Raw genomic sequence first — 18,171 nt, 5'->3', positions numbered from 1 at the left:
TTATACGGAGGAATGCGAAATGATGATGACGAATCATGCAAAATTAATGCAATTTTTTTCAGTGGCACAAGACATTAGCGGACGGAAAAAGATGCAGAAAATGATTTATATTTTACAGCAGTGTCATGTGCCATTTGAGGAAAAATATCAATTTCATTTTTACGGTCCTTACTCCGAGGAGTTGTCACTTCGTGTGGAAGAGCTGTGTAATCTCGGGTTTATCGCCGAGGAGAAAGAGGATCGGAGCAATTATTTTCAATATAATTATACGATTACAGATGACGGAAAGGCTTTTTTAAATCAATTTATGATGGATATGCCTGATATGGCAAGACAAGTAGTGCTCCTGAAGGAAAAAAGTTCCCGTTTTCTGGAACTGGTTTCGACCATGCTCTTTTTTAATGACTTACCGCACGTTCAATTGATTGAAAAAATACATACTGTCAAGCCGAAACAAAAGTATACGGATGAGGAAATCAACGATGCACAGCTGTTTATTACATCATTACGTGAGAACCCGCCTTCATGATGGCGGGCTTTTTTTCTGAAATAATGAAGAACGCTCATATGTGAAATGATCTGTTAACCTATGCTACAATTGAGCTAAAGCTTGAAGGAGGGTCCAGGTAATGAGTTCAGATCAATCTTCTGATAAAAAGAAAACCAATCAGTTTACAATACTAAAGGATGATTCCACTGATGGCCATGGCGGCTATGGCATTGGTGCCATCAGCCTGGAAAATATGTCACCGGTCATTATTGATCCAAATGAAGACCGGGCATTTGTCGACATGGGTGCGATGCACGCCCGAAGTGAAGTGGAGCGCCGAGTTAAATTTTTGCCGAACAAAGATGAAGTGCCAAACGGTAAATTATATTGGATTGTCTGGGTCACGGTGGAAAAAAGTGAAAATGGTCCTTATTTTTCCGGGGTGTGCGGAAGTGAGATTCGTGTCGACCGCTCGATTAAGCGTGCCTATAAATCAATGCCAGAACATGTGACACACATGGATAAGTCTCTGAAAGGCAAGGTGATGGTTGAACATATGGATGACCATTCCAAACAACTATTAAAAGACTTCCTTGCTGATTTTGAAGGCGGGGACTATTGGAACAACTCTAGAGATGAGCTAAAAAATACGCTTCCGGAATAGTGAACATTTTGTGACTGAATTATGAACAATAATTTAAAATGTTGTACTTTCAACCGGAAATTTGTAAAATATGTATACATGGGCTAACACATGTATTACTAGGACAAAAAAGAGGCTGACTCGCTTAATTGGAGTCGGCTTCTTTTTTGTCCTAGTAATTGTTGCATTTAAATCGAGGGAAGCTCCCTACGAAGCTGAAAGCAAATCATCGATCTCAAGCCGAAAACAATACATCAAACAATTTTTCAAAAATGCCTTTCTCCTCGTCACGAACTTCCTGGTCGGAATCCGGCTCAATATCTCCGCCATCTTCCGGCATATGTTTTGTACAATGAGTCTTTGGTGCGGTGCCTTTTTCAAAATACATAACGCGGCCTGTTTCACAGTATGGTGTTGCCCGTTTACCGGTGACCGGGTCAATCATTATGCCAACCACACCGTCCGGGGCAGCGAATCCTTCCGCGGGAATGTCCTGGTGCGCAGCTGTCATAAACCCTGCCCAAATGTTCTTCGCATAGGTTAATTCCTCTGATTTCACAATTTGATTGTTATTGTCATAGCCTGTCCACACGCCCATTACCAGTGACGGGCTGTAGCCGATCATCCAGCTGTCTGAATTGGTCGTACCGGATTTGGCGGCATAGGTTCGGTTTAATTCATCCGCGATGGATGACCCGGTCACTGACATATAACCATCCAGGGCATGATCAAAGATTCCGGTCAATAGTTGGGTCAAAACGAAGGTGGTCTGCTCATCCAGTATCTGCTCGCCGGCCGGATCTTCGCGTTCAAATACCACTTTACCACGGCGGTTAACAATCTTTTGGATGGTATGTCCTTCGATCTTATTGCCGCCATTAGCAAGCATCCCATAACCGGTCACCATGTTCTCGACCGTGACCGATGCAGTTCCGAGTGCAAGGGAAGGCACTGCCGGAAGTTTACCGTTGATACCGAATTTATGTGCGGTATCAATTAATTTTTCGGCACCAAGGTAAAGGTTTGTTTTAACTGCATAAATATTATCAGACAGTGCCAGCGCCTGTGCAAGTGATATCGGTCTGTTTGCATAGTAGCCATTAAAATTGCTTGGCTGGTACACTTCACCATCTTCCAGCTTAAACGCGGTCGGTTTGCTCACCAGCATCGTACTTGGTGTGTAGCCGTTTCGCAGTGCAGCATAGTATAAAAAAGGCTTGAAGGTTGACCCCGGCATACGTTTGGCACGTACAGCACGGTTAAACTGGCTTTCCTGATAGTTTTTGCCCCCGAGCAATGCACGGATGCCGCCTGTGTCCGGATCCATTGCCACGGCACCAACCTGGATTTCACTTGAATCGTCAATGACAGCAGCAGCGTTTTTTTCCAGCTTTTTTTGCAGCGATTTGTCCAGTGTCGTAAAAATTTTATACCCGCCGGACCGGATGGATTCCGTGCTAAGGTCAAGAACATTTGCAGCTTCCAGTAAGACCGTATCCTGAAAATAAGGAGCGGCAGCAGGATTTTCTTGTTCATCTTTTCCGGAAAAAGCCAGGTTTGCGTGTGAGGCAAGATAATATTGCTGTTCGGTAATCATGCCATTTTTCTGCATCGTTGCCAAAATTTGCTTTTGGCGTTCTTCTGCATTCTCCCGGTCATTTAACGGGGAATAATAGGACGGACCCTTTGGAATTGCCGCAAGCATTGCAGCCTCGGCCAATGTCAGGTCGCTTGCCGGTTTATCGAAAAAAAACCTGCTGGCAGCTTCAATACCATACGCACCGTGGCCATAGTAAATCGTGTTCAGATATCCCTCGAGTATTTCATTTTTCGAGTAGTACATTTCAATGCGGACCGTATAGAAAGCTTCTTTGATTTTACGGGTCCATGTTTTTTCATGGGATAAAAAAAGATTTCTGGCGTATTGCTGGGTTAATGTGCTCGCACCTTCCTCCAGGGACATGCTTTTTAAATCAGCCAGGGCGGCTCCGGCAATCCGTTTCAGGTCAAAACCATTATGTTCATAAAAATGCTGATCCTCAATCGCCAGCGTTGCATTAACGACGTATGGCGATATTTCCTCCAGATCCACCCAATACCGGTTTTCCACGCCGCTTTCTTCACCGATCACTTCATTTTCGATGCCGTAATAAATCGTATTTTGATCGGTTGTCAGTTTTGGCGGTCCGAGCAAAAAGCTGATAAAATAAACGGACACAAGCGCAGCAATGCCAAGCGTGGCCATTCCGCCAATGATATATAGAAACCAGTGCAATTTATTTTGCGGGAAAAATTTTTTCATACGGCTTTACCCCATTAATCATAGATTACTACCATTATGGGAAAAGGACGGATGAAATAAACTTAAAAGGTCGCATATTTCCATATGTCTGTGTAAAATGGTTTTGGTATTGATAAACAGGTACCATTATCGCTATAATAGGAAATTATATAAAGCGGGAGCGGGATAGGATGAACTTGGAACCAAAATCCATTACAATTGAGATGCAGACAATCATTGATAATGATGGACAAATGGAATATAACACGCTCAACGAAGCAGGTACGTACTATGAAAAGGATAATCGCTGTATCCTGACGTTTGAAGAAACATCGGATGAGGGTGCCCCGGTTAAAAACCTGATTACCATTAATCCGAACAGGGTCAGTATTAAGCGGGTTGGTCCGGTTACAATGCATCAGCAATTCCGCACCAATCAAAAAACGGAAAATGTTTTCCAGCATCCGCATGGATATATACATATGGAAACACTTACCGATACAATTGCTTTTCACTCACTGACTGATGAGCAGAACGGGTTTTTGACAATTGATTATTCGGTTAGCCTGAATGGACAGGAAGAACGGAAACACAAATTGGAATTGACAATAAAGGAGGAGGATGCCGAATGAACGTCCTGGCACAGACAGAGGATATTTTAAAACAGGAAATCGAAGCGGCGGTTTTGCAGGCTGAACTAGCATCCAAAGCGGAACTGCCGGCGATTACACTGGAAAAACCGAAAGAAAAAGCTCACGGGGATTTCGCAACCAACATTGCGATGCAGCTTGCCCGTATTGCCAAAAAGGCACCACGTCAGATTGCGGATGATATTGTACAGCATCTGGACAGTACGAAAGCGGCAGTCGACAAAGTGGAAATTGCCGGGCCGGGTTTCATCAACTTTTTCATGAAAGATGACTATCTTGGTGAACTGATTCCAACTATTTTAAGTGCCGGTGCATCATACGGCAAAACGGACACAGGGAACGGAGAAAAAGTTCAGGTCGAGTTTGTTTCCGTTAACCCGACCGGTGATCTGCATCTTGGTCATGCCCGCGGTGCGGCATTTGGGGATGTGCTTTGCAATGTGCTGGAAGCAGCCGGTTACCAAACGGAGCGGGAATATTATATTAATGACGCCGGCAGCCAGATTGATAATCTTGCTTTGTCGATTGAAGTGCGCTATAAAGAGGCGCTTGGAATTGACACAAACATGCCCGATGATGGCTATCGCGGTTCCGATATAATCGACATCGGCAAAACACTTGCTGCCGAGTACGGTGATAAATGGGTACAGACAGATGAAACAGATCGACTTGCTTTTTTTAAGGAATATGGATTGAATTTTGAGCTGGATAAATTGAAAAAAGACTTGAATGATTTTGGTGTCCATTTTGATAACTGGTTCTCGGAACAGTCGCTGTACGATGCCAATAAAGTGGAGGAAGCGGTCCAGACACTGAAAGAAGGCGGCTATGTCTACGAACAGGATGGAGCAGTCTGGTTCCGTTCGACTGCGTTTGGTGATGATAAGGACCGGGTGCTTATTAAACAGGACGGTAAATACACCTATCTGACGCCGGACATCGCCTACCATAAAAACAAATTGGAGCGCGGCTATGACCAGATTGTCAATGTATGGGGCGGCGATCACCACGGTTATATTGGAAGGATGCGTGCGGCGATCCAGGCACTCGGTTACCCGGCTGAGAAATTTGGTGTTCAAATCATTCAAATGGTTCGTTTGTTTGAAAACGGGGAACTCGTCAAGATGTCCAAGCGTACCGGGAAGATTGTGGCACTCCGGGATCTGCTGGATGAAGTCGGTGCCGACGCTGTCCGGTATTTCTTTATCATGCGTTCGAATGATACACCACTGGATTTTGATATGGACCTTGCCAAATCGGAATCAAACGACAATCCGGTCTATTATGTCCAGTATGCTCATGCAAGGATTTGCACTATGCTCAGACAGGCCGGGGATAAAGGATTCGCAGTTGATAAACAGTATAATGCTGACCTGCTGACAGCGGAAAAAGAAATGGAGCTGCTGAAAAAGCTCGGTGAATTCCCGCAGACGGTTGCTGATGCAGCGCAAAAGCAGACGCCGCACAAAGTTACGCAATATGTGTTTGATCTTGCTTCACAACTGCACAGTTTCTACAATGCGGAAAAAGTGTTAAATCCGGATGACCCGGAACAGACCAAAGCACGCATCGCCTTGATGAAGGCAGTACGCACCACGATTCAAAACAGCCTGAAATTGCTTGGTGTTCATGCGCCGGAGCAGATGTAGGATTATTTTATTTAGACTGTTTTCCATTATAATTAGTTTCAACTAAAATCAACTGAAAAGTGGCTGGGACAAATCAAAAAGTGTAATACAAAAAACGAACAATTTTAGAGACTAGCGAAGTATATTTCCGGAGCGGTTGAGTCCACCTTTTAATTCGTTTTTTCTTTGTGATAAATCACCTTTTGTCCCAGCCTCTTTCTTATAAAATAATTCCTTTCGCCTCATTCATGTAATCAACAGGGATTTCCGGTAATTAAAAGTATGACAATTATCACATTTAATAAAAAATCAGTTGACTGAATGATCATTCACTTATAAAGTATAGTTATAGACTTATCATACAAACACAGTTTTTTGTATTTCGCTGAAAAATGCAATCGCTGTCATTTTAGGTTACAATACTTACAGAGGGGGAGCGAAAGATGGACATATTTTTACTTATAAATGCACTGGCATTCACAGCTGTTGTCATCTATGGTGTATATTTGTTTGCCAAAGTTGTGACAACGCGGATCGCCTACATTAAATTGGGGAAGAAATCGGACTTTGACCGTGATTTTAAAGAACGGTTCCGCCGGATTGGAAAAATCGTTTTCGGACAGTCCAAGCTGTTGAAAGACAAAAAATCAGGAATTATTCATGTGATGATGTTCTATGGTTTTCTGCTTGTCCAGTTCGGTGCAATCGACTTATTTATAAAGGGGCTTGCTCCCGGCAGTCACTTGCCGCTCGGTCCACTGTACCCGATCTTTACGTTTTTCCAGGAGCTGGTCGTTTTAATGATTCTGGTTGCGGTGGTTTGGGCCTTCTACCGCCGTTATATTGAAAAAATTGTCCGGTTGAAGCGCGGATTTAAAGCAGGACTTGTTCTGCTGTTCATCGGCACCTTGATGTTGTCCGTTCTGGTGTCAAACGGAATGGAAATCATCTGGCTGGATGAAATCGAACCGGGAATATCCCAGCCTGTTGCCAGTTTAATAGCTTTAGCGTTCGGCTGGCTGCCTGAAACTGCTGCGATGGCACTGTTCTTTGTATTCTGGTGGGTACACACGATCACCATTCTGTCATTCCTGATCTATGTGCCGCAATCCAAACACGCACACTTGATTGCTGCCCCGGCCAATGTGTTTTTGAGTAAACGTGTGCCTGGTAAGCTGAAAAAGATAGATTTTGATATTGATGAAGATGATGATGAAGACGAAATCTCGTTTGGTGTCGGTAAAGTAGAAGATTTTGAACAACATCAGATGATCGACTTTTATGCCTGTGTGGAATGCGGGCGCTGTACGGATGTCTGTCCGGCATCCGGAACAGGAAAAATGCTGTCACCGATGGATATTATGATTAAAACGCGTGATCACCTGACTCAGAAAGGTGCAGCAGTTACCGGCAAAAAACCGTGGGTGCCAAGCTATGCATTTGCGGGTACAGCTGGTAACCAGATGGCAACTGCCGATGGCGCCGTCAGCAAAATGGAGGCTGTCAGTCTGATTGGCGATGTTATTACGGAAGAAGAACTGGCTGGCTGTACAACTTGCCGAAATTGTGAAGATGCATGTCCCGTTAACAACGAACATGTTGGTACAATCATTGACATGCGCCGCTATCTGGTTATGACGGAAGGAAAAATGGATCCGGAAGCTCAGCGTGCCGTTATGAACATTGAGCGTCAGGGTAACCCATGGGGACTTTCCAAAAAAGACCGGATCAAGTGGCGCGAACAGGATGAGGACGCGTATATCCCGACAGTAAAAGAATTGAAAAAAGAAGATAAAGATTTCGAATATCTTTTCTGGGTAAGTTCAATGGGATCATTTGATAACCGCAGTCAAAAAATTGCCCTTGCATTTGCCAAACTGATGAACCAGGCGGGTGTCAGCTTTGCGATTTTAGGAAACAAGGAACAGAACTCTGGTGATACGGCACGCCGCATTGGAAATGAATTTTTATTCCAGGAAATTGCCGAGAAAAACATTAAGGAATTCAATAAACATGATGTGAAGAAGATCGTAACGATTGATCCGCACGCATATAACATTTTCAAAAACGAATATCCTGATTTTGGCTTTGAGGCAGAAGTTTATCACCATACACAAATGCTATATGACTTGGTGATGAACGGCAAGCTGGAGACGAAGCGGGAAATTAATCAGCGGCTGACATACCACGATTCCTGCTATCTTGGACGATACAATGGGGTGTACGATCCACCACGTGAAATTCTTAAGTCAATTCCAGGACTTCAATTGATTGAAATGGAGCGCAGCAAGGAAAACGGTATGTGCTGCGGTGCTGGCGGCGGTCTGATGTGGAGCGAGGAAACAACCGGTAACCGAATCAATGTTGCCCGCACCGAACAGGCGATGCAAACAGAATCCACGATGATTTCCAGCGCATGTCCATTCTGCCTGACGATGCTGAGTGATGGTACGAAAGCGAAAGAAGTGGATGAAGACATCAGCACAATGGATGTTGCGGAAATTCTCGCATTAAGTGTTTTAACGAACGATGAAGTAAAAACAGCGTAAGTGCAAATCGGAGGGGTGAAATGCCCCTCTGCTTTTAAGCCGAATATCTGAGCGAGCGTTCAATCGTTTTTTAATTGCAACTTCACATACACGATGATATGTTTAAAGAAAGCGTTGTCACATGAAACGATAAATCTAGTAAAAAAAAGGGAGCTGAGGAAATGCGTAAAACCGTTATTGTATCAGGTGCCAGAACACCATTTGGGAAATTTGGGGGAGCGTTGAAATCCTTTACCGCCGCACAGCTTGGCGGAAAAGCAATTCGCGAAGCATTGGATCGGGCCGGACTCGATGAAAAGGAAATCAATGAAGTGATCATGGGAACTGTTCTGCAGGGCGGCCAGGGTCAGATTCCGTCCCGTCAGGCAGCACGCGAAGCTGGCATTCCATGGGATGTAAAAACCGAAACAATTAATAAAGTATGTGCATCCGGAATGCGCAGTGTAACACTTGCCGATCAGTTGATTCGCGCCGGCGACGAAGATGTAATTGTAGCAGGCGGGATGGAGAGCATGAGTAATGCGCCGTATTACCTGCCGGATGCACGTTGGGGCAATCGTATGGGCGATAAACGTGTTGTCGATATGATGGTTCATGACGGGCTTACTTGTTCGTTTAACAATGTACACATGGGAAGCTATGGAAATGGTACTGCAGAAGAATTTAATGTATCCCGCGAACAGCAGGACGAATGGGCTTACCGCAGTCATCAGCGGGCAGGGAAAGCAATCGAGGACGGTAAATTTGCTGAAGAAATTGTGGCACTCGAAGTTCCACAGCGTAAAGGTGATCCACTTGTTGTTGATACAGACGAAGCACCCCGGAAAGATACAAGCGTTGAAAAACTCGGGAAACTGCGCCCGGCTTTTGACAAAGACGGTACTATCACTGCTGGTAATGCGCCTGGTGTCAATGACGGTGCAGGTGCATTTGTTGTTATGTCCGATGAAAAGGCGGAGGCACTCGGCAAAACACCGATGGCAACTGTGCTCGGGCATGCTGAAGTGGCGGTGGATACAAAAGACTTTCCGCAAACCCCGGGTCTCGTTATCAATAAATTACTTGAAAAAACCGGCTACGCGAAAGAAGACATAGATTTGTTCGAAATTAACGAAGCGTTTGCGGTCGTGTCACTTGCCAGCGGAAAAATTGCCGGCATTGATCCGGAAAAAGTGAACATCAATGGCGGAGCAGTCGCGCTTGGACATCCGATTGGTGCAAGCGGCGCAAGAATTATTTTGACATTGATTCACGAACTGAAGCGCCAAGGCGGCGGACTTGGCATAGCAGCTATTTGCAGCGGAGGCGGCCAGGGAGACGCTGTTTTGATTGAAGTACCGAAGCAGTAGTCTTTCGCCTCTGTCTGTAACTGATTTTTGATGGAAAATTCGTTGAACTGTTAGAGTTTTCGTGTGAAGTGCCAGAGTTTTCAACTGAGGCGCTAGAAGTTTACGGGTCAAGTGCTAGAAGTTCACAATGGAAGTGTTAGAAGTTCACAATTTTTTTGAGGCAACACGATTTATATGGAAATAAAAACATTTCCTGCTGAGACATAGAAATAGGTTATTAGTTTTCAATCAAGGAGGCGGCAAAACATGGCAATCGAAAAAGTAATGGTCATTGGGGCCGGACAAATGGGTGCTGGCATTGCCCAGGTATGTGCGCAGTCAGGCTTCAAGGTTCTTTTAAATGATGTTAGTGAAGAGGCGCTGGATAAAGGAATGAAAAATATTGAAAAGCTCCTTTCACGCGCTGTTGAAAAAGAACGTATCAGTGAGTCAGATAAAACAGATACCATTAACCGGCTGACACCTTCAACAGAAATAAAGGATGCCGGGTCATGTGATCTGGTAATTGAAGCTATCGTTGAGAATATGGACGTAAAGACAAAAGTGTTCAGCGACCTTGATGCGTTTGCTCCAAAACATGCGATTTTGGCATCCAACACATCATCACTGCCGATTACGGAAATCGCAGCAGCTACCAACCGTCCGGAACAGGTCATCGGGATGCATTTCATGAACCCGGTTCCCGTCATGAAATTGGTCGAAATAATCCGCGGCATCCAAACGAGTGATGAAACCTATCAGGTTATTGAAGAGATGACGAACCAATTGTCGAAAACGCCAGTTGAGGTGAATGATGCACCCGGATTTGCAGCGAACCGTATTTTAATGCCGATGATTAATGAAGCGATTTTTGCAGTTCACGAAGGCGTTGCATCTGTTGAAGATGTTGATACGGTGATGAAACTTGGTATGAACCATCCAATGGGGCCACTGACATTGGCGGACTTTATCGGACTCGATACATGCCTTTATATCATGGAAGTGCTGTACGAAGGTTTCGCTGACAGCAAGTACCGTCCATGTCCACTGCTCAGAAAATATGTGAAAGCCGGTTGGCTGGGCAAAAAATCAGGCCGCGGCTTTTATCAGTACAGTTAATTTAAACCACCAGGAAAAACAGGAAGGAGGGCAAACAGAATGAACCTGAATTTTACCGAAGAACAGGAAATGATGCGGAAAATGGTTCGCGACTTTGCCCAAAAGGAAGTAGCGCCTCGGATTAAACAAATGGAGGAAGAAGACCGCTTTCCGGAAGAAATTATTCAAAAAATGGGGGAACTCGGGCTGATGGGAATCCCGATTCCCGAAGAATATGGCGGAAGCGGAATGGATTTCACATCATACATTATTGCCATCAATGAACTGGCAAAGGTTAGTGCCACGGTCGGTGTTATTTTGTCTGTTCATACATCTGTAGGAACAAGTCCGATTCTGTATTTCGGAAATGAAGCACAAAAAAAGCATTACATTCCTAAATTGGCATCCGGGGAATACCTGGGTGCGTTTGCTGTGACAGAGCCTGGCGCAGGATCTGACGTGGCAAGTATGAAAACCAGAGCGAAAAAAGATGGCGATCATTATATTCTGAACGGCTCCAAAATCTTTATTACAAATGGCGGATCGGCTGATACATTTATTACCTTTGCCCGTACGAATGGTGAAGAGGGCTCACAAGGTGTCAGTGCGTTTATCATCGAACGGGATACACTAGGCTTTGAAATCGGTAAACCGGAAAAGAAAATGGGGCTGCACGGATCCAGTACCGTTCAAATTAATTTTGATAACTGCAAGGTGCCAAGAGAACAGTTGCTCGGTGAAGAGGGTGAAGGGTTCAAAATTGCGATGGCTAATTTGAATGTCGGCCGGATTGGTATTGCTGCACAAGCGCTCGGTATCGGTGAAGCAGCACTTGAACATGCCACCTCCTATGCGAAGGAGCGGAAGCAATTCGGCAAGCCAATTGCTGCAAATCAGGGTATATCTTTTAAACTGGCAGATATGGCAACAGAGGTTGAAGCAGCAAAACTGCTGGTCTATAATGTTGCTTCACTGGTAGAACGAGACATTCCGGCAGGCAAACAAGCATCAATGGCCAAAATGTATGCATCAAAAACGGCCCGAAAAGCTGCCATCGAAGCGGTGCAGGTTTTCGGTGGATACGGCTATACCGAAGATTATCCGGTTGAGCGCCTTTTTCGTGATGCTAAAGTTACCGAGATTTATGAAGGTACGAATGAAATACAGCACATCGTAATCGCCAAAAATCTTTTGAAGGAATAAGGAGGAAGACAAAAATGGATTTTCAACTAACCGAAGAACAGGAAATGCTGCGCAAAATGGTCCGTGATTTTGCCAAGAATGAAGTGGAACCTACTGCGGCTGAGCGTGATGAAGAGGAGCGTTTTGACCGGAAAATTTTCGACAAGATGGCTGAACTGGGACTGACCGGAATTCCGTGGCAGGAAGAGTACGGCGGAATCGGTGCAGACTTTGTGAGTTATGTCATCGCAGTTGAGGAACTGTCCCGCGTCTGTGCATCAACTGGCGTAACATTGTCGGCACACCTGTCACTTGCCAGCTGGCCCATTTACAAATACGGAAATGAAGAACAGAAGAAAACATTCCTTTACCGTCTTGCAACCGGTGAGGCCTTGGGCGCATATGCCCTTTCCGAACCAGGTTCAGGCAGTGATGCGGCAAATATGAAAACCGTCGCTAAAAAAGATGGTGATGATTATATTTTAAACGGCAATAAAGTCTGGATTACCAATGGCGGCGTAGCAGATCTGTATCTTGTTTTTGCCATAACTGATCCGGAAGCGCGCCATAAAGGAATCAGCGCGTTTATCGTCGAAAAGGGAACAGAAGGCTTCACATTCGGTAAGAAAGAAAAGAAACTCGGTATTCGTTCATCCCCGACAACCGAACTGATTTTTGAAAACTGCCGGGTGCCAAAAGAAAACATGCTTGGTGCAGAAGGTGACGGGTTTAAAATTGCCATGACGACACTTGATGGAGGCCGTAACGGTATTGCCGCGCAGGCACTGGGAATCGCTCAGGGTGCACTTGATGCCGCGACAGATTACGCGAAGGAGCGTGAACAGTTCGGCAAACCGATCGCAGCAAACCAGGGTATTTCCTTCAAGCTTGCTGATATGGCAACAGAAGTCGAGGCATCACGTCTTTTGACTTACCAGGCAGCATGGCTCGAATCAGAGGGCAAGCCATACGGAAAAGCATCCGCTATGTCGAAATTATTCGCGGGTGATGCCGCAATGCGCATAACGGTTGAAGCCGTGCAGGTATTCGGCGGCTACGGGTACACGAAGGATTACCCGGTTGAACGCTACATGCGCGATGCGAAAATCACGCAGATTTATGAAGGAACGAACGAAATCCAGCGTTTGGTTATTGGCAGGATGCTGACGAAGTAGATTGATTTAAGTAATACGCCAAAGCTCATAACTTCCCGCGCCGCAGTCCCTAAATGGGAGAGAGCGACACCTAAACGGGAGAGAACAGAACTCAAATGGGAGACCCCAGCACCCAAGCAGGCGGCGCCTCAAAGGCAGAAAGGATGATCAAACATGTACCCACTCGTTGAGCAGATTAAGGAAAAAAACATACGCGCACTGGCCCGGGCCATCACAATGGTGGAAAATGATCATCCTGAGAAGCTCGATATGCTGAGTGATGTTTTTGCAGCAAAAAAACATGCGCGGTATGTGGGTTTAACCGGATCGCCCGGTGCCGGAAAAAGTTCGCTTGTTAACCGACTCATCACCCATATCCGCAACGAAGGGAAGACGGTTGCGGTTATTGCGGTGGATCCGACCAGCCCGTTCAGCGGGGGTGCACTGCTCGGTGACCGGGTCCGGATGAATGAACATTTTACCGATGACGGGGTGTACATTCGGAGCATGGCGACGCGCGGCAGCCTCGGCGGTTTGGCCAGGGCGACTAAAGATGCAGTTCGTATTTGTGATGCGTATGGTTTCGATGTTGTGCTTGTGGAGACGGTCGGAGTCGGTCAGTCTGAGCTTGATATTATGAAAATTGTTGATACAACGGCACTTGTATTAACCCCGAACAGCGGGGATGTGCTGCAGATCTTCAAAGCAGGCATCATGGAAATTGCCGATTTGTTTGTTATCAACAAAGCGGATTTGCCAGGATATGGGAAGCTCAAGGCACTGTTAAAAGAACTTGTCATGATGACGGCAAAAGGCGACCAGGAGACACAAATCGTCAAAACGATAACGACGGAAAACAAAGGCATCGACAAATTGTGGCAAAAAATAAATGAGCATCATGACTTTTTATACGGCACCAATGAAGGAAAAAAACGCCGCCAATTTCAGCAGGAGCTGGAGGTTTACGAACTCGTTCGTGAGGAAATCTGGCGCGAAGTGAAAACATACGCTGAAAAAAATAAGACTGACATACCAATCGAAGCTGACAGCGACCCATATCAGCTCGCACAAAATATTTTTGAAAAATGGAAGGAGGACAACGGATGAAGCAAAATAAAATCCTTTCTTCTGTAAAAGATGTGGATCTTGTTGAAAAACGCCGCAATCAAATGATCAAGGGAGCTATTACCCTCTTTAAGGAAAAGGGTTTTCACCGGACAACAACACGGGAAATTGCCAAAGAATCAGGCTTCAGTATCGGCACTCTTTATGAATATATCCGAACAAAAGAAGATGTGCTGTTTCTTGTTTGCGATGCGATTTATCAACAGGTGAGAGAGCGGCTTGAAGCGACAATCGATCTGAAAAATCCGTCCGTTGATAACCTGGAAAACGTCATCCGCTCCTATTTTGAACTAATGGATGACATGCAGGAAGAAGTTATTATCCTGTATCAGGAAGTTAAATCGATGAAAAAAGAAACACGTGAATATGTCCTGCAAAAGGAACGCGATATGGTTGGTATGTTGGAAGAAGTGATTGTATCGTGTGTCCCGACTGATCTGGCAAAGCAGGATGTAAAACTTTTGGCTAATAACATTTTTATCCAAGGACAAATGTGGGGATTCAGACGGTGGATGCTGCAGAAGCAATTCACCCTTGATGAGTACATTGAACGTCAGACCTGCTATCTTATGCAGGCGCTGGCAATTCATAAAAATACGAGCGACAGGAGGATGGATGATGGAACAAGTGCAACTGTATAAACCGGAAAATCCCGTTCGTTTTGTGACGGCATCAAGTTTGTATGATGGCCATGATGCCTCCATCAATATTATGCGCCGGATTCTTCAGGCAAGCGGGGCGGAAGTGATCCATCTTGGTCACAACCGGTCTGTTGAAGAGGTCGTCCACGCAGCCATTCAGGAGGACGCGCAGGGTATCGCCATTTCTTCTTATCAGGGCGGTCATGTCGAATATTTCAAGTATATGATTGACCTGCTGAATGAATTGGGTGCACCCCATATCAATGTATATGGCGGCGGTGGAGGAGTCATCATCCCGCGGGAAATTAAAGAATTGCATGATTATGGTGTGTCACGGATTTTTTCACCGGAAAACGGCCGTGAACTGGGGCTTCAGGGCATGATTAACGAGATGCTCGAGCAATGTGATTTTCTTCCGCCAATCGACTTGAAAAAGGATCAGGAAAAATTGACTGCAGGCGAGCGGCAGGCAATCGCCCGATTCATTACGTATATGGAAAGCAGTCAGGAAGAAGATGCTGAAAAACAGGGCATCCTGGAAAAACTACAGGGGCAATCGAATCATGCGCCGGTCATGGGGATTACCGGTACGGGCGGTGCGGGAAAAAGTTCCCTGACCGATGAGCTGATCCGCCGCTTTATCAATGAAGTGCCTGACAAAAAAATTGCCATTATCTCGATCGATCCGACAAAAAAGAAAACCGGCGGCGCATTACTTGGGGACCGGATCCGGATGAATGCCATTTTTACTGATCGTGTTTATATGCGTTCATTGGCAACACGTGATTCAAGAAGTGAGTTGTCCAAGGCGATTCAGGATGTCATTGATGTTGTGCGCGCGGCAGACTATGATTTTATCATTGTCGAAACAAGTGGTATCGGACAGGGGGATGCTGCGATTACCGATGTGACGGATCTGTCCATGTATGTGATGACCGCTGAATTTGGTGCCCCGTCACAACTGGAAAAAATCGATATGATTGACTTTGCTGATTTTATCGTCATCAACAAGTTTGAGCAAAAAGGTTCTGAGGATGCCCTGAATCAGGTTCGCAAACAATACGAGCGCAGCCATATGCTGTTCCATGAGGATAAAACGAAATTTCCTGTCTACGGGACCATCGCCAGCCAGTTTAATGATGCCGGCACAAATTCGCTGTTTGCTGCGATCATCGATGTATTACATGAAAAATATGACTGGGACGATACGGTTGATTTTGAGCGTAATGTTATCGCGCAAAAAGACAATATGATCATTACCAATGAACGCCGGCACTATTTGCGTGAAATTGCCACACATGTCCGCAATTATCATACGCATGCCGATAAACAGAGTGACATTGCCCGGAAGCTTTATCAACTGGAAGGTGCAAAAGACGCACTGGAGGATGAAAGTGCAAAAACGGTGATTGATCAATCCATTGCAACTTACCAGGAAGAACTCGATCCGAAAGCGAAAAAGCTGCTTGACGGATGGGATGAAACGAAAGAACGCTACAGTGGGGATAAATTGACATATAAGGTCCGTGATAAAGAAATTGAAATCGACCTTACAACAGAATCGCTGGCCGGTCTGAAAGTTCCTAAAGTGGCCTTTCCGAAATTTACCGACTGGGGCGAGCGTCTGACCTGGCTGATGAAGGAAAATGTGCCAGGTGTATTCCCATTTACGGCAGGAGTTTTCCCGTTCAAACGAAAAGGGGAGGATCCGACCCGTCAATTTGCCGGTGAAGGAACACCGGAACGGACGAACCGCCGTTTTCATTATTTATCAAAAAATGAAGACGCCAAACGATTGTCCACAGCATTTGACTCGGTAACATTATACGGCGAGGATCCAGCTGAACGTCCAGATATATATGGAAAAGTCGGCGAAAGTGGTGTCAGTATTTGTACATTGGATGATATGAAAAAGCTGTACAGCGGTTTTGATCTGATCGATCCAAAAACGTCCGTGTCGATGACGATTAACGGACCGGCACCGATTATTTTGGCGATGTATTTCAACACTGCAATTGATCATCAGGTTGCTAAATTTAAAGAGGAAAACAATCGCGAACCGAACCAGGAAGAATACGAAGCAATCCGCGATGAAACGGTTTCCGTTGTGCGCGGTACAGTTCAGGCGGATATTTTGAAAGAAGACCAGGGCCAGAACACCTGTATCTTCTCAACGGAATTTGCGCTGAGGATGATGGGTGATATCCAGCAATATTTTATTGACAAACAAGTGCGTAACTATTATTCCGTATCGATTTCCGGCTACCATATTGCCGAAGCGGGAGCAAACCCGATTACACAGCTTGCTTTTACGCTGGCTAACGGATTCACGTATGTTGAGTACTATTTGAGCCGCGGAATGGACGTCAACAAGTTTGCCAAAAATCTGTCGTTCTTCTTTTCCAACGGACTCGATCCGGAATACACGGTTATCGGACGCGTGGCACGCCGCATCTGGGCTGTAACGATGCGCGATAAGTATGGCGCCAATGAGCGCAGTCAGAAACTGAAGTATCACATTCAGACATCTGGCCGTTCCCTGCATGCCCAGGAAATTGATTTTAATGATATCCGGACAACACTGCAGGCATTGCTGGCAATCCAGGATAACACGAATTCCCTGCATACGAATGCATATGATGAAGCAATCACGACTCCGACGGAAGAATCGGTCCGGCGCGCGATGGCGATTCAGATGATTATCAATAAAGAATTCGGTCTGACCAAAAATGAAAACTCGCTGCAGGGTTCATTTGTTGTGGAAGAGCTGACCGATCTTGTCGAAGAAGCCGTTCTGCAGGAATTTGAAAAGATGAATGACCGCGGTGGTGTGCTTGGTGCAATGGAGCGTCAGTATCAGCGCGGAAAAATCCAGGAAGAATCACTGTATTATGAAGGTAAAAAACATTCCGGTGACCTGCCGCTTGTTGGCGTGAATACGTATATCAATCCGAATCCGCCATCAGAAGATCAGATTGATTCGATGGAGCTTGCCCGTGCATCGAAAGAGGAAAAAGAACATCAGATTACTGAACTGCACAAATTCCAGGACACGAACAACGATCAGACTGAAGCAGCATTGTCACGACTGAAAGAAGTTGCGGCATCCGGCGGAAATATTTTCGTCGAACTGATGGAAACTGTCAAAGTTGCCAGTCTCGGTCAAATTACCAACGCACTTTACGAAGTTGGCGGACAGTATCGAAGGAATATGTAACACTAAAAAAACATCTACTGTATTCCATTGCTATCAATATCAGTTTATCAAAACCAAGCGGAGGAAATACGCTGAGACTCCTGTGGGAGCAGAGGCCTAGATGAGACTCCGTAGCGCGTTAGCGATCTTTTTTGCGAGGAGTGGAACACCGCTGAATATGCTTGCAACACGACGAGCACAAGGGA

The 18,171-nt window shown here is 45.4% G+C and carries 13 protein-coding genes; 12 read left to right on the top strand and 1 reads right to left on the bottom strand.

Annotation, left to right across the window (positions count from 1 at the left end):
• The first annotated feature begins 22 nt into the window (after positions 1–22).
• Both HUX68_RS11550 and HUX68_RS11545 read left to right on the top strand, forming a co-directional pair.
• Entirely contained in the window at positions 23–529 is a 507-nt protein-coding gene (locus HUX68_RS11550; RefSeq protein WP_174616440.1) for a YwgA family protein, read from the top strand.
• Positions 530–629: 100 nt separating this feature from the next.
• Positions 630–1,154, top strand: coding sequence for a YwhD family protein (locus tag HUX68_RS11545; RefSeq protein WP_174614972.1), 525 nt, complete (start codon positions 630–632; stop codon positions 1,152–1,154).
• 214 nt (positions 1,155–1,368) lie between these two features.
• On the opposite strand, the gene HUX68_RS11540 is transcribed toward HUX68_RS11545, so the two are convergent.
• Positions 1,369–3,435 carry a transglycosylase domain-containing protein gene (locus HUX68_RS11540; protein ID WP_174614971.1) on the bottom strand — a complete coding sequence of 689 codons (2,067 nt, stop codon included), beginning with the start codon at positions 3,433–3,435 and terminating at the stop codon, positions 1,369–1,371.
• A gap of 170 nt (positions 3,436–3,605) precedes the next feature.
• Here HUX68_RS11540 and HUX68_RS11535 point away from each other — a divergent pair, with 170 nt between their 5' ends.
• From HUX68_RS11535 to icmF, 10 genes are all read left to right on the top strand, one after another.
• Positions 3,606–4,046 (top strand): YwiB family protein, encoded by a 441-nt coding sequence (locus HUX68_RS11535; protein ID WP_174614970.1) that lies wholly within the window; start codon positions 3,606–3,608, stop codon positions 4,044–4,046.
• Complete coding sequence (gene argS / locus HUX68_RS11530; protein ID WP_174614969.1) at positions 4,043–5,713, top strand: arginine--tRNA ligase; 1,671 nt, start codon at positions 4,043–4,045, stop codon at positions 5,711–5,713. Before HUX68_RS11535 ends, argS begins: the two co-directional genes overlap by 4 nt.
• Positions 5,714–6,135: 422 nt before the next feature.
• The gene (locus HUX68_RS11525; protein WP_174614968.1) at positions 6,136–8,241 is read left to right on the top strand and encodes a heterodisulfide reductase-related iron-sulfur binding cluster; all 2,106 of its coding nucleotides are present in this window, start codon (positions 6,136–6,138) and stop codon (positions 8,239–8,241) included.
• A 161-nt stretch (positions 8,242–8,402) separates the two neighbouring features.
• Positions 8,403–9,590 (top strand): acetyl-CoA C-acetyltransferase, encoded by a 1,188-nt coding sequence (locus tag HUX68_RS11520; protein ID WP_174614967.1) that lies wholly within the window; start codon positions 8,403–8,405, stop codon positions 9,588–9,590.
• 246 nt (positions 9,591–9,836) lie between these two features.
• A complete protein-coding gene (locus HUX68_RS11515) occupies positions 9,837–10,688 on the top strand; it encodes a 3-hydroxybutyryl-CoA dehydrogenase (protein WP_174614966.1) in 852 nt (283 codons plus the stop codon).
• A 39-nt stretch (positions 10,689–10,727) separates the two neighbouring features.
• A complete protein-coding gene (locus HUX68_RS11510) occupies positions 10,728–11,870 on the top strand; it encodes an acyl-CoA dehydrogenase (protein WP_174614965.1) in 1,143 nt (380 codons plus the stop codon).
• A 14-nt stretch (positions 11,871–11,884) separates the two neighbouring features.
• A complete protein-coding gene (locus HUX68_RS11505) occupies positions 11,885–13,024 on the top strand; it encodes an acyl-CoA dehydrogenase (RefSeq protein WP_174614964.1) in 1,140 nt (379 codons plus the stop codon).
• 153 nt (positions 13,025–13,177) lie between these two features.
• Entirely contained in the window at positions 13,178–14,110 is a 933-nt protein-coding gene (meaB, locus tag HUX68_RS11500) for a methylmalonyl Co-A mutase-associated GTPase MeaB (protein ID WP_174614963.1), read from the top strand.
• A complete protein-coding gene (locus tag HUX68_RS11495; protein ID WP_174614962.1) occupies positions 14,107–14,769 on the top strand; it encodes a TetR/AcrR family transcriptional regulator in 663 nt (220 codons plus the stop codon). Before meaB ends, HUX68_RS11495 begins: the two co-directional genes overlap by 4 nt.
• Positions 14,747–17,986, top strand: coding sequence for a fused isobutyryl-CoA mutase/GTPase IcmF (gene icmF, locus HUX68_RS11490; protein ID WP_174614961.1), 3,240 nt, complete (start codon positions 14,747–14,749; stop codon positions 17,984–17,986). Before HUX68_RS11495 ends, icmF begins: the two co-directional genes overlap by 23 nt.
• Positions 17,987–18,171 lie beyond the last annotated feature (185 nt).

This window comes from Virgibacillus ihumii (genome assembly GCF_902726655.1).
In the GTDB taxonomy this organism is placed as follows: domain Bacteria; phylum Bacillota; class Bacilli; order Bacillales; family Amphibacillaceae; genus Lentibacillus; species Lentibacillus ihumii.
Note: the sequence above shows the minus strand (reverse complement) of the source record. Positions and strands in the feature narration are given on the sequence as shown.

Excerpts from the sequence above, each read along its gene's own strand:
- HUX68_RS11540 (WP_174614971.1), bottom strand. The coding sequence starts at position 3,435 with ATGAAAAAATTTTTCCCGCAAAATAAATTGCACTGGTTTCTATATATC.
- HUX68_RS11495 (WP_174614962.1), top strand. The coding sequence starts at position 14,107 with ATGAAGCAAAATAAAATCCTTTCTTCTGTAAAAGATGTGGATCTTGTT.
- HUX68_RS11550 (WP_174616440.1), top strand. The coding sequence starts at position 23 with ATGATGACGAATCATGCAAAATTAATGCAATTTTTTTCAGTGGCACAA.
- meaB (WP_174614963.1), top strand. The coding sequence starts at position 13,178 with ATGTACCCACTCGTTGAGCAGATTAAGGAAAAAAACATACGCGCACTG.
- icmF (WP_174614961.1), top strand. The coding sequence starts at position 14,747 with ATGGAACAAGTGCAACTGTATAAACCGGAAAATCCCGTTCGTTTTGTG.
- HUX68_RS11545 (WP_174614972.1), top strand. The coding sequence starts at position 630 with ATGAGTTCAGATCAATCTTCTGATAAAAAGAAAACCAATCAGTTTACA.
- HUX68_RS11505 (WP_174614964.1), top strand. The coding sequence starts at position 11,885 with ATGGATTTTCAACTAACCGAAGAACAGGAAATGCTGCGCAAAATGGTC.
- HUX68_RS11525 (WP_174614968.1), top strand. The coding sequence starts at position 6,136 with ATGGACATATTTTTACTTATAAATGCACTGGCATTCACAGCTGTTGTC.
- HUX68_RS11535 (WP_174614970.1), top strand. The coding sequence starts at position 3,606 with ATGAACTTGGAACCAAAATCCATTACAATTGAGATGCAGACAATCATT.
- argS (WP_174614969.1), top strand. The coding sequence starts at position 4,043 with ATGAACGTCCTGGCACAGACAGAGGATATTTTAAAACAGGAAATCGAA.
- HUX68_RS11520 (WP_174614967.1), top strand. The coding sequence starts at position 8,403 with ATGCGTAAAACCGTTATTGTATCAGGTGCCAGAACACCATTTGGGAAA.
- HUX68_RS11515 (WP_174614966.1), top strand. The coding sequence starts at position 9,837 with ATGGCAATCGAAAAAGTAATGGTCATTGGGGCCGGACAAATGGGTGCT.
- HUX68_RS11510 (WP_174614965.1), top strand. The coding sequence starts at position 10,728 with ATGAACCTGAATTTTACCGAAGAACAGGAAATGATGCGGAAAATGGTT.